Source organism: Vibrio sp. S/42/10, assembly GCF_029890535.1.
In the GTDB taxonomy this organism is placed as follows: Bacteria; Pseudomonadota; Gammaproteobacteria; order Enterobacterales; family Vibrionaceae; genus Vibrio; species Vibrio cyclitrophicus.
Genome location: NZ_JAKMZC010000003.1, coordinates 218,878 through 231,758 on the forward strand (window position 1 = coordinate 218,878; position 12,881 = coordinate 231,758).

At 46.4% G+C, this 12,881-nt stretch carries 9 protein-coding genes; all 9 read left to right on the top strand.

Annotation, left to right across the window (positions count from 1 at the left end):
- Positions 1 to 28 precede the first annotated feature (28 nt).
- The 9 genes from L8S15_RS05010 to L8S15_RS05050 all read left to right on the top strand — a co-directional run bounded on the left by L8S15_RS05010 (position 29) and on the right by L8S15_RS05050 (position 12,797).
- Entirely contained in the window at positions 29 to 1,015 is a 987-nt protein-coding gene (locus L8S15_RS05010) for an ABC transporter permease (RefSeq protein WP_010436046.1), read from the top strand.
- Between the two features lie 2 nt (positions 1,016 to 1,017).
- Entirely contained in the window at positions 1,018 to 2,043 is a 1,026-nt protein-coding gene (locus tag L8S15_RS05015) for an ABC transporter permease (RefSeq protein WP_009847563.1), read from the top strand.
- Between the two features lie 2 nt (positions 2,044 to 2,045).
- Positions 2,046 to 3,029, top strand: a complete 984-nt coding sequence (locus L8S15_RS05020; protein ID WP_009847564.1) for an ABC transporter ATP-binding protein — start codon at positions 2,046 to 2,048, stop codon at positions 3,027 to 3,029.
- A gap of 87 nt (positions 3,030 to 3,116) precedes the next feature.
- Positions 3,117 to 4,112: an ABC transporter ATP-binding protein gene (locus L8S15_RS05025; RefSeq protein ID WP_280572053.1), complete on the top strand. Its 996-nt coding sequence runs from the start codon at positions 3,117 to 3,119 to the stop codon at positions 4,110 to 4,112.
- Positions 4,113 to 4,209: 97 nt separating this feature from the next.
- Positions 4,210 to 5,931, top strand: a complete 1,722-nt coding sequence (locus tag L8S15_RS05030; protein ID WP_280572054.1) for a glycoside hydrolase family 9 protein — start codon at positions 4,210 to 4,212, stop codon at positions 5,929 to 5,931.
- A 2-nt stretch (positions 5,932 to 5,933) separates the two neighbouring features.
- The gene (locus tag L8S15_RS05035; RefSeq protein ID WP_046209171.1) at positions 5,934 to 6,818 is read left to right on the top strand and encodes an N-acetylglucosamine kinase; all 885 of its coding nucleotides are present in this window, start codon (positions 5,934 to 5,936) and stop codon (positions 6,816 to 6,818) included.
- Between the two features lie 12 nt (positions 6,819 to 6,830).
- Positions 6,831 to 8,777, top strand: a complete 1,947-nt coding sequence (locus tag L8S15_RS05040) for a family 20 glycosylhydrolase (RefSeq protein WP_280572055.1) — start codon at positions 6,831 to 6,833, stop codon at positions 8,775 to 8,777.
- Between the two features lie 127 nt (positions 8,778 to 8,904).
- Positions 8,905 to 11,310: a N,N'-diacetylchitobiose phosphorylase gene (locus L8S15_RS05045; RefSeq protein WP_016796135.1), complete on the top strand. Its 2,406-nt coding sequence runs from the start codon at positions 8,905 to 8,907 to the stop codon at positions 11,308 to 11,310.
- A 74-nt stretch (positions 11,311 to 11,384) separates the two neighbouring features.
- Positions 11,385 to 12,797 (top strand): phosphoglucomutase/phosphomannomutase family protein, encoded by a 1,413-nt coding sequence (locus L8S15_RS05050; RefSeq protein ID WP_016789344.1) that lies wholly within the window; start codon positions 11,385 to 11,387, stop codon positions 12,795 to 12,797.
- Positions 12,798 to 12,881: the final 84 nt, after the last annotated feature.

The window sequence follows — 12,881 nt, forward strand, 5'->3', positions numbered from 1 at the left end:
AACAATCTGGGTGAGTAAGGTGTGAGTTATGGGTTATTTTTTAAGACGTTTGTCATTTTATTTTGTCGCGCTATTAGTTGCAGCGACGTTAAACTTTATTATTCCAAGAGCAATGCCTGGTGACCCAGTTACCATGATGTTTGCGAACGCTTCTGTTCAAGTTACTCCTGAACGTATTGCTGCAATGAAAGAATTATTAGGCTTCGTTGATGGCGGCTTATTAGTTCAATACGTGGCGTACATGAAGAACATTCTTAGCTGGGAGCTTGGTACATCAATCCAATTCTACCCACTTTCAGTAAATACACTGCTGGGTGGTGCATTCGGTTGGTCGCTTTTCTTAGCTGGCACAGCGGTTATTCTTTCTTTCTCTATTGGTTCAATCCTAGGTATTTTCGCAGCATGGAAACGCGGCAGTAAATACGATGCATTTGTAACTCCAGGGATGCTGATTCTCCAAGCTGTTCCTCAAGTTGTTATTGCCATGATTGCGCTATTTACCTTCGCAATCGGCTTGAAATGGTTCCCAACCGGCTACGCCTATACCGCAGGTACGATTCCGGATTGGACAAGCTGGGCATTCATTAAAGATGTCGCTTTCCACGCCTTCTTACCTTTGCTATGTGCATCTATTGTTCAAATTGGTGGCTTCCTAGTAAACATGCGTAACAACATGATCAACCTGCTAGCTGAAGACTACATCACCATGGCGAAAGGCAAAGGCTTGAGCGAAAACCGAGTAGTTTTCAACTACGCAGCTCGTAACGCGATGCTACCAAGTGTGACGGCACTTTCGATGTCACTAGGTATGGCAATCGGTGGTCAGTTGATTATCGAAATCATCTTTAACTACCCTGGTCTTGGCAGCGTACTTTTCAACGCAATTAACGCTCGTGACTACCAAGTACTGCAAGGTCAACTGCTTATCATGACGCTATTCATGCTGTTCTTTAACTTAGTTGCAGACATGCTTTACGTTGTTCTTGACCCTCGTCTTCGTAAGGGTGGTAAATAATCATGAAAGATATTCTAAAACTCATTTGGCGTAACCCGATGGCCCTAACAGGCGTCATCATCCTAAGTATTTTTATTCTTGGTGCTATTGCGGCTCCATTGATCACAAAACATGTGCCAGACAAGCGTACAGGTAATCCACACGAATACCCTGGCTTCGTGGTTAAGTCTGCACAAACTAACCCTGATGGCTGGGTTGCTCAAAACCTAGCAGACGATCGTCGTACGTTGATAATGTCTAAGAAGGCAGACCACGTACTGGGGACAACTCGTATGGGTCGTGACGTTTGGTCACAAGTGGTATACGGCGCACGCGTATCTCTTGCTGTAGGTTTTGGTGCGGGTCTTACCGTATGTTTGCTCGCGACAGTGATCGGTGTTTCGGCAGGTTACTTTGGCGGACGTGTCGATGATGTTCTGACAGCCGCAATGAATATCATGCTGGTTATTCCTCAATATCCATTACTGTTCGTAGTTGCAGCCTTTATCGGTGAGGCAGGGCCACTCACCATAACCTTGGTTATCGGCTTTATGTCCTGGGCTTGGGGTGCGCGTGTTGTTCGTTCCCAAACCTTAGCACTGCGCGAAAAAGAGTTTGTAAAAGCCGCTGAAGTTCTGGGTGAATCTTCATTCCGTATTATCTTCGTAGAGATTCTTCCAAACCTTATCTCTATCGTTGGCGCGAGCTTCATCGGTTCGGTGATGTACGCAATCATGATGGAAGCAACGATTTCGTTCCTAGGTCTTGGTGACCCGAACACAATCAGCTGGGGCATCATGCTTTACAACGTTCAAACCTCTTCATCAATGCTGATTGGCGCTTGGTGGGAACTATTGGCTCCTTGTATCGCACTGACACTACTTGTAACTGGTCTTGCTCTACTTAACTTTGCTGTCGATGAAATTGCCAACCCGCAACTGCGTTCTCACAAAGGCATGAAGCGTTGGAAGAAATTAGCAGCACAAGACAAAGAAGAACGTGAACCAGAACTACCACCACAAAATGCACTTTGGAGCGGAGATAAATAATCATGTCTGAACCACTAATTTCTATCCGCAATTTATGCGTGGATTACATCACAGAGTCTGGCGATGTTCGTGCGTGTAACAACGTAAGTTTCGACATTGCTCCAGGTGAAGTATTCGGCCTAGCTGGTGAGTCTGGCTGTGGTAAATCAACCGTTGCTTTCTCTCTTATGCGTCTGCATAAGCCGCCCGCTTACATCAGTGGTGGTGAGGTTATCTTCAATGGTGAGAACATCCTTGAATACAGTGATGACCGTATGCAAGCATTCCGTTGGAGCGAGATGTCGATGGTATTCCAGAGTGCGATGAACGCACTCAACCCAGTATTACCAATGGAAGAGCAGTTCTGTGACGTAATTATGCGTCACACCAACATGACTCGTGAGCAAGCTAAGCAACGCGCTGAAGGTTTACTTGAAATCGTAGATATTCACCCAAGCCGATTGAGTGACTACCCTCACCAATTCTCTGGCGGCATGCGTCAGCGCTTGGTTATTGCTATCGCGTTAGCATTGAATCCAAAGCTGATCATTATGGATGAGCCAACGACCGCGCTTGATGTGGTTGTTCAGCGCGAGATCCTACAAAAGATCTATGCACTGAAAGAAGAGTTTGGCTTCTCGATTCTGTTCATCACCCATGATTTGTCATTGATGGTCGAGTTCTCTGACCGCATCGGCATCATGTATTCAGGTGAGCTTATCGAGGTTGCTAATGCTCAAGATATTCTAGAAAACCCTTACCACCCTTACACCAAAGGGCTGGGTAGTTCTTTCCCTCCACTAACAGGGCCAAAGACAAAACTAGCGGGCATTCCGGGCAACCCTCTGAACTTGTTAGAGATTCCTGAAGGGTGTCGTTTCCAAGCTCGTTGTGACCGTGTACATGAAACGTGTACCAAGGTACCAACCAAGCTGCGTTCTATCGACCCGGGGCATTTGTCTAACTGCCACCTGTACGGTGACCCAATAGTACAAAGGAAGCTATAGCTTGCACGCTGATTCAGCGTGAATAACGAATAAGGCGGTTCGACCGCCGAAATGCAAGCAAAGCGAATAAGGATTCTGGAGACAATTATGAGCAAAGATTTCGGTCAATTATTGGTAGAAGGCAAGAATGTCGTAAAAGACTTCCCAATAAGCAGTACCACAATTCAAACCCCAATGATGCGTGCGATTAACGACGTGTCATTCAAGATGTACAAAAGCCGCGGTCTATCGGTGGTTGGTGAGTCTGGTTCAGGCAAATCAACAACAGCAAAAATGATCGCAAAAATGTACGCGCCTTCGGGCGGTACAATCGAATACAAAGGCCGTGATATCCAAGAGATCTCAAGCAGAAAAGATCTTATGCATTACCGTGAAGGCGTGCAAATGGTATGGCAAGACCCGTTTGGTTCCCTGAACCCAACACATAACATCTTCCACCACATTGCTCGACCATTGTTGATCCACAAAAAAGTATCTCCAGGTAACAAGAAAGAGTTACAGGAGCGTGTGTACGATCTTCTAGAGCAAGTTGGCTTAGTACCACCACAAGCAACGGCAGAGAAGTACCCTCACCAACTCTCTGGTGGTCAGCGTCAACGTGTCAACCTAGCTCGTAATATCGCAGTAGGTGCAGAAGTTGTATTAGCCGATGAACCTACGTCAATGCTTGATGTATCGATTCGTGCTGGTGTTTTAAACCTAATGGAAGAGATGAAATTTGAGAAGCAAATGTCTCTTCTTTACATCACTCACGATATCGCAACCGCTCGTTACATCGCTGAAGATCTTTCAGTGATGTACGTAGGACACATGGTGGAATGGGGCGATACCGATGACGTTATTGCTGACCCTCAACACCCTTACACTCAGCTATTGGTTTCGGCAGTTCCAGATCCGAAGAAATCGATCCACGAGAAACTGGCAGGTAACAAAGGGGAAATCCCTCTTTGGACACCAGTCTCAGCTGGTTGCCCATTTGCAGGTCGTTGTACTCATGCAATGGATAAGTGTAAAGAGCAGTTACCAGGGGTTACGCAATTAGCCGATAACCACTTTGTACGTTGTTACCTACACGAAAGCTAAGCAATAAATGCCCGTTAGGGTCTGCGGACCCTAACTATTTATCCTAAAAAATTTCAGGTACCTAGCCATAAGAAACTAGGACTTTTGGAGAGTATTGATGCTGTTATTGACCAACCATATTGGCTACGAATCCACGGCTCCAAAGCAGGCTATCTTACAAACTAAGAAAGCTCGCTTATCAAGTACGACTGCATTATTAGTGTGTGCCGACAACCATATTACCGTGGGCAACTTTGATGTTGTAAAACAAGGCCGCGTAGCAAACTGGCATCAAGGACAATTCTTCACAATCGATTTCAGTTCATTTACCGAATCCGGTCGCTACTACCTGCGCTTTGATAACCTACGTTCAGAAGTGTTTGAGATTGGCAACAACCTACTAATGAACCACACGTTTTCTGATGTGCTTCATTACTTTAAGTCACAACGCTGTGGCGGTATTTTCGACAAAAAAGATCAACAGGCACAAATTCTAGGCACTGACAGATACGTCGATGTCCATGGCGGTTGGTACGACGCATCGGGTGATGTGAGTAAGTACTTTAGCCACCTGTCTTATGGCAACTACCTTAATCCTCAACAGATTCCTATGGTTGTTTGGAACATGCTTAAAAGCGTGCGCTTAACCAACAATAACCCTGACTTCCCAAAATTCTCCATGACTCGCCTGACGGAAGAAGCCCTATTCGGTGCCGACTTCTTAGTGCGCATGCAAGACGCAGCTGGATACTTCTATATGACGGTATTCGATAAGTGGAGCAAAGACATCAATCAGCGCGACATCTGCGCTTATGCCACTCAAGAAGGCCATAAATCAACGGACTTGCAAGCGGGCTATCGACAAGGTGCGGGCGTTGCTATCGCCGCATTAGCTGCTGCATCTGAACTTGAAACCTCGGGCAGTTACTCGAGCCAAGCTTACCTTGAAACTGCCGTTAACGGTTATTGGCACCTAAAAGAACATAACCTGCAGTACCTAAACGATGGCGAAGAAAACATCATCGATGAATATTGTGCCCTACTCGCTGCAAATGAACTGTACCGAGTAACAGAAGACGAGCAGTACCTATCAGAAGCAAGAACTTGGGCGAATCGCTTGATCGCTCGTCAGCAATCCGATGACTCATTTGCCCACTTCTGGTCGGCCAACTCTGATGGCTCTCGCCCTTATTTCCATGCTGCAGAAGCAGGCCTTCCAGTGATTGCTCTGTGCGAGTACATCGACAATGAAACCAATGCAGTTCTGAAAGAACAAGCTCGCACGGTTGTTGAAAAAGCCTGTCAGTTCGAAATCAATATTACCGACAAAGTCATCAATCCATTTGGCTACCCAAGACAGTACGTTAAAAATGTTGATGGTGATAAGCGCGATGCTTTCTTCGTTGCTCAGAAAAATGAAACGGGCTATTGGTGGCAAGGCGAAAACGCACGTCTTGGTTCAATCGCAACCATGGCGTACTTGGTTCAACCACATATTCAAGATAGCGAACTTCAAAAGCGTTTAATCCAGCTTTCACAAAACAGCCTTGATTGGATCTTAGGTCTCAACCCATATCACACGTGTATGCTCGATGGTCACGGCCATAACAACCCAGATTATCTACCACAGCTTGGCTTCTTCAATGCAAAAGGTGGTGTCTGCAACGGCATCACGGCTGGGTTCGAAGATGAACAAGACATCGCATTCAACCCACCAGCACAGAAAGACGACATGCTTCAAAACTGGCGCTGGGGTGAGCAATGGATCCCCCATGGGGCGTGGTATTTGCTCGCGACCGCTGCGCAATTCAATTACCTATCGCAACGTAAGGAGCAATAGTCATGACTATTTACTACGTAGGTATTGATGGTGGTGGCACTTCTTGTCGTGCGCGTATTCGTGATGACCAAGGCACACTCATTGGTGAAGCAAAAAGTGGCAGTGCCAACATCCTTTTGGGTGTTGATGTTGCGATGAGCTCAATTGTTGATGCGATTACTCAAGCGGCACAACAAGGGCAACTCGACTCAAATCATTTTTCCAATACACATGTCGGCCTTGCACTGGCTGGCGCTGAGCAAAAGTCGGCATGGTTCGATTTCATGGCTCAACCACACCCTTTCGCAAGTATGACGCTCAACACTGACGCTTACGGTGCTTGTATTGGCGCCCACAATGGCCAAAACGGCGCGATCATGATTGGTGGTACAGGTTCATGTGGCATCTACCTAAACAACGGCGAACAACATGTGGTTGGCGGTCGTGAATTTCCAATTTCAGACCAAGGTGGCGGCGCAGTGATGGGCCTTCGCTTAATTCAACAAGTCCTGTTAGCAGAAGACGGTATTCGCAGCAAAACCCCACTGACTCAACACGTGATGAACCACTTTGACAATGATGTTGATGCGATCGTGGCGTGGTCAAAAGGCGCCATTCCAAAAGACTACGGTCAATTCTCGCCAGTAATTTTTCAACTCGCTAACGAAGGCGATGAGCTGGCTATCGAGATGCTCAAGCAAACCGCAGCTGATATCGAAATGTTTGTGCTAGCACTTCATCGCAAAGGTGCAGACAAGGTATGCCTGATGGGCAGTATCGCTGAGCGCATTCTCAACTGGCTATCACCACCAGTACAACAATGGATCGTTGAACCTCAATTTGACGCTATTGAAGGCGCATTGATGTTTGCCGGAAAACCACAACACAACTTGTATCAACAGGCTTAGCAGGGAAGTTATATGAATTATCGCATCGACTTAGCTGTTCTTTCTGAACAAAAAAATAACTGCCGATTTGGCCTTACGGTACATAACTTAAGTGACCTCGACGTAAAAGATTGGTCACTGTATTTTGCCTTTGACCGATTCATCCTTCCGGAGAGTCTATCTCAAGGTGAACTGACTCAAGTTGGAAGCTTTTGCTCGTTCAAACCAAGCTCTCCGGTGTTAAAGGCGAACAACCACTACTACCTTGAATTCAGTATTCAAAGCGCCCCATTTCGCTTCTATTCTGATGGCCTTAATGATGCATTTATCCAATCACATCATGATGGAGAAACATCGGTACTGCCTGTCGCGATATCACCGATTTTTTTGGCTTCGCCATACCGTGAACGCAACCAAATACCTGAAGTTAACGCTGCTGAAATTGCATTAATTCCTCAGCCAAATCAGATCGAACTTCAGCTAGGTAGCTTCGCACTAAGTAGCGAATGCAAGATTGAGGTTCAATCTCAACTTGCTGATAAGGCGTTACCTTGGCTGCAACAAGAATTGCTTTCTACCTTTGAGCTGTCGATTTCGAATGAGCTTTCAACTGAATTTTCAAAAGACGAAAGCGGCGACATTCTATTTCGCAGCAACCCGACGTTAGACGAAGCCGAGTACAAGCTCACCGTCACGGCACAACAAATAATGGTTGAATCAGGCAGCCAATCGGGCTTCACACACGCTGTAGCAAGCTTGATTCAGTTGGTACAACAACTGGATGCCAAGAACTTCTCTGTTCCATGTTGCAAAATCGTCGATCAGCCTCGTTTCAAATACCGAGGCATGATGCTGGATTGCGCTCGTCACTTCCATTCAGTGGAGCAAGTGAAACGCTTAATCAACCAACTCGCGCACTACAAGTTCAACGTCTTTCATTGGCACTTAACCGATGATGAGGGTTGGCGAATTGAGATCAATAGCCTACCTCAACTTACTGAAATCGGTGCTTGGCGTGGCCCTGACCATGCACTAGAACCGCAATACACACACCTTGCTGACAACTATGGCGGCTTCTACACGCAACAACAGATTCGCGAAGTCATTGAATACGCAGAGCAGCGTAGCATCACTGTAATCCCTGAGATTGACATCCCAGGTCACTGCCGCGCCGCGATCAAATCACTGCCTGACATGCTGGTAGAACAAGCTGACACCACTCAATACAAGAGTATTCAGCACTACAACGACAATGTCCTAAACCCTGGCTTGCCAGGCACTTACCAATTCTTAGATGCGGTTATTGAAGAAGTCGCAGAGCTATTCCCCAGCGAATTGATTCACATGGGTGCAGACGAAGTACCACCGGGTGTGTGGACTAACAGCCCTGCAGCTCAAGCTCTGATGAAAGAGCATAAATATCAAGACAGCAAAGACTTACAAGGCCACCTATTCCGTTATGCCGAGAACAAACTCAAGCAACTTGGCAAGCGCATGGTGGGCTGGGAAGAAGCGCAACACGGCGACAAAGTCAGTAAAGAGACCATCATCTACTCGTGGCTCAGTGAAGAAGCAGCAGTGAATTGCGCTCGCCAAGGCTTTGATGTGGTGTTGCAACCGGCACAATTTACCTATCTCGACATGACCCAAGATTATGCACCGGAAGAACCGGGCGTCGATTGGGCTGCCGTTATCCCATTAGAACAAGCTTATAACTACGAAGCACTTGCTGAGATATCCGACACCGACCCAATTCGTAAGCGGATCCGCGGAATTCAGTGTGCTCTATGGTGTGAGATCGTCACCAACCAAAAGCGTATGGATTATATGGTATTCCCAAGAATTAGCGCTTTATCTGAAGGATGTTGGACACATAAAAACAACCGAAACTGGCTAGATTACCTATCTCGCCTAAAGGGGCATCTGCCATTACTCGACAGACTCAATGTTGATTATCGCAACCCTTGGAAAGGTCAATAAAACAAACCAAAGCGACACTCACATCGAGCGGTTGCTGACTCAAATTAAGGTGCTCAGTCAGATAAGACTCAGCATCACTATTTAAAAATTAGCTGCATAGATGCAGTTTGTTAAAAAGGAAATGACAATGAAATACGGCTATTTCGATAACGACAATCGCGAATACGTCATCACTCGCCCTGATGTACCAGCACCATGGACCAACTACCTGGGTACTGAAAAGTTTTGTACCGTAATTTCGCACAATGCGGGCGGTTATTCGTTCTACAATTCTCCGGAATACAACCGTGTTACTAAGTTCCGTCCAAATGGCACCTTTGACCGTCCAGGACACTATGTTTACCTGCGTGATGATGAGACGGGTGATTACTGGTCTATCTCTTGGCAACCAGTGGCAAAAAGCCTAGATGAAGCGAACTACGAAGTTCGTCATGGTCTGTCATACTCAAAGTTCAAATGTGAATACAGCGGTATTACGGCAACCAAAACGCTATTCGTTCCTAAGGGCGAAGATGCAGAAGTTTGGGATGTCGTACTGAAGAACAACACCGACAAGCCAAGAACCATCAGCACATTCTCATTTGTTGAGTTCTCATTCAGCCACATCCAATCGGATAACCAGAACCACCAGATGTCTTTGTACTCTGCGGGCACGTCTTACCAAGAAGGAGTGTTGGAATACGACCTGTACTACAACACCAACGACTTTGAAGGCTTCTACTACCTAGCATCAACCTTCTCTCCAGACAGCTACGATGGTCAGCGTGACAACTTCCTTGGCATATACCGTGACGAAGCAAACCCAATTGCCGTTGAGAACGGTAAATGTTCTAACAGTGCTCAAACTTGTTACAACCACTGTGGTTCTCTGCACAAGCAATTTACGATTCAACCGGGTGAAGAAGTTCGCTTTGCTTATGTACTAGGTATCGGTAAAGGCAACGGTGAACGCCTCCGCGAGAAGTACCAAGACACAGCAAACGTAGATGCGGCGCTCCAAGGCATCAAAGATCACTGGGACGAGCGTTGCAACAAATTCCAAGTTAAGTCGCCAAACGAAGGCTTAGACACCATGATCAACACGTGGACGCTATACCAAGCGGAAACCTGTGTGGTTTGGTCACGCTTTGCATCATTCATCGAAGTTGGCGGTCGTACTGGTCTTGGTTACCGTGATACTGCGCAAGATGCGATCTCAGTGCCTCATGCCAACCCACAAATGACCAAGAAGCGTATTATCGACCTGCTTCGCGGCCAAGTGAAAGCGGGCTACGGTCTACACTTGTTCGATCCTGACTGGTTCGATCCAGAGAAAGCTGACGTTGAACCTTCAAAATCACCAACGGTTGTTCCAACGCCGTCAGATGACGACAAGATCCACGGCATTGACGATACCTGTTCTGATGATCACTTATGGATCGTACCAACCATCATCAAGTACGTGATGGAAACCGGTGAACACGATTTCTTTGACGAAGTGATTCCATACGCAGATGGTGGCGAAGCAACGGTTTACGAACACATGAAAGCCGCACTTAACTTCTCTGCAGAATACGTAGGTCAAACAGGTATCTGTAAGGGTCTTCGCGCAGACTGGAATGACTGTCTGAATCTAGGTGGCGGTGAATCTTCTATGGTTTCATTCCTACACTTCTGGGCTCTTCAAGAGTTCTTAGACCTGGCTAAGTTCCGCAATAACGATGCTGACGTTACTAAATACACTGAAATGGCAGCTAACGTTCGCGAAGCGTGTGAAACGCACCTTTGGGATGACGAGGGTGGTTGGTACATCCGTGGTCTAACTAAAAATGGCGACAAGATCGGTACCGCTCAACAAGCTGAAGGTCGAGTTCACCTTGAATCAAACACGTTAGCGGTTCTCTCTGGCGCGGTATCTCAAGAACGTGGCGAGAAAGCAATGGACGCAGTTGATGAGAACCTATTTTCTGAATACGGCCTACACCTAAACTCTCCATCATTCGCAACACCAAACGATGATATCGGCTTTGTAACTCGCGTTTACCAAGGCGTAAAAGAGAACGGTGCTATCTTCTCTCACCCGAATCCATGGGCTTGGGTAGCAGAGGCGAAGCTTGGCCGTGGCGACCGTGCGATGAAATTCTACGATGCGCTTAACCCTTATAACCAAAACGACATGATTGAAACACGTTACGCGGAACCATATTCGTACGTGCAGTTCATCATGGGTAAAGACCACCAAGACCACGGCCGTGCAAACCACCCATGGTTAACAGGCACCTCGGGCTGGGCTTACTTTGCGGTAACCAACTTCATTCTTGGTGTTCGCACCGGATTCGAAGGTTTAACTGTAGATCCTTGTATCCCGACTGATTGGCCAGAGTTTGAGGTCACTCGTCAATGGCGCGGTGCAACTTACAACATCACGGTGCAAAACCCTAATGCAGTAAGCAAAGGTGTAGCCTCTATCACTATCAACGGTGAGTCAGTTGAAGGTGCAATCCCAGTACAAACAGAAGGCAGCGTGAATGATGTTGTCGTTGTTCTAGGCTAGTCACGCAATTTAACGAACAGCTCCGGTCTCAAGTCTTTACAGGCTTGAGACCGTGAGACTAAAAGGATTTTCTAATGATTAAATTTGGTACCGGTGGCTGGCGCGCTTTCATTGGTGAAGAGTTCACCAGAGACAATGTTCGCTTGGTGGCACAAGCGCTCGCTAACATCATCAATAATGAAAATGCCGCAAAGAACGGGTTTGTGATCGGCTATGACCGCCGATTCCTTTCAGATAAAGCAGCATGTTGGTTTGCAGAAGTACTTGCGGCGAACAACATCAAAGTAAGCTTCATTGATAAGTTCGTTCCAACACCTATCGTGATGTTCCAAGCGAAAGAGATGGGCTGCATCTACTCGGCATGTATTACCGCATCTCACAACCCAGCAGACTACAACGGCATCAAGATCTTCATTGAAGGTGGACGTGATGCTGATGAGATCATCACCGAGAAGATAGAACAGCAAATCGCAACATTGACCAGCGAAGACGTTATACGAGTTGATTTCGAGCAAGCGTTAAACGACAAAGAAATCGAGATCATCAACCCGATGAACGACTTTGTTGATTCAATCATCAACTTCATCGATATCGAGTCGATCAAGAAAGCTAACCTACGCGTGCTGATTGACCCAATGTTTGGCGTAGCGAAAAATGCTTTGCAGACAGTGCTGATCAACGGTCGATGTGATGTCGACGTCATCAACGATGGCAAAAACCCAGATTTTGGTGGCTTGATGCCATCACCAAATGCCGCAACGCTCTATCGCTTGAAGCACTTAGTTGCAGCAGAAGGCTATGACATAGGTATTGGTACTGATGGCGATGCCGATCGTCTGGGTATTATTGATGAGAAAGGTCACTTCATTCACCCTAACGAAGTACTACTACTGCTTTATTACTACTTACTGGAATACAAAGGCTGGAAGGGCTCTGTCGTTCGTAATATTGCCACCACACATCTACTGGATAAAGTAGCTGCGGATCATGGAGAGAAGAGCTTTGAGGTTCCTGTAGGCTTTAAGCATATCAGCTCTCAAATGGAAGCTGATGATTCTCTAATTGGTGGCGAAAGCTCAGGTGGCTTAACCATTCGAGGTCACATCAAAGGTAAGGATGGCGTATTTGCATCAAGCTTGCTGGTTGAGATGATCAGTGTGACAGGCAAGAAGCTGTCTGAATTGCTTGATGAGATTTACTCTAAATATGGCTATGCCTACACCGCAGAAGGCGATTGTAAGTTTAAACCTTCAGAGAAAGAAGCGCTCTACACTAAGATCTACGTCGAGAAGCAACTACCTGAATTTGAATACGAAATTGAAAAAGTTAGCTATGAAGATGGTGCAAAGGTGTACTTCAAGAATGGCGGCTGGGTCATTGCTCGCTTCTCAGGAACAGAGCCGTTACTACGAATTTTCGCAGAAATGGAAGATAAAGACACTGCAGAACATGTTCTTCAAAAAGTAAAAGACTTCCTCTCTCTATAGGCTTATAGAGTGCAGCAGTTTTGTATGGGACTTAACATATCACTGCCTTGTTAAAGCCTATTGATGAAGAACTTTTGCCCAGTA

Coding starts and splice junctions, on each gene's coding strand:
- L8S15_RS05010 (WP_010436046.1), top strand. CDS start 29: ATGGGTTATTTTTTAAGACGTTTGTCATTTTATTTTGTCGCGCTATTA.
- L8S15_RS05015 (WP_009847563.1), top strand. CDS start 1,018: ATGAAAGATATTCTAAAACTCATTTGGCGTAACCCGATGGCCCTAACA.
- L8S15_RS05020 (WP_009847564.1), top strand. CDS start 2,046: ATGTCTGAACCACTAATTTCTATCCGCAATTTATGCGTGGATTACATC.
- L8S15_RS05025 (WP_280572053.1), top strand. CDS start 3,117: ATGAGCAAAGATTTCGGTCAATTATTGGTAGAAGGCAAGAATGTCGTA.
- L8S15_RS05030 (WP_280572054.1), top strand. CDS start 4,210: ATGCTGTTATTGACCAACCATATTGGCTACGAATCCACGGCTCCAAAG.
- L8S15_RS05035 (WP_046209171.1), top strand. CDS start 5,934: ATGACTATTTACTACGTAGGTATTGATGGTGGTGGCACTTCTTGTCGT.
- L8S15_RS05040 (WP_280572055.1), top strand. CDS start 6,831: ATGAATTATCGCATCGACTTAGCTGTTCTTTCTGAACAAAAAAATAAC.
- L8S15_RS05045 (WP_016796135.1), top strand. CDS start 8,905: ATGAAATACGGCTATTTCGATAACGACAATCGCGAATACGTCATCACT.
- L8S15_RS05050 (WP_016789344.1), top strand. CDS start 11,385: ATGATTAAATTTGGTACCGGTGGCTGGCGCGCTTTCATTGGTGAAGAG.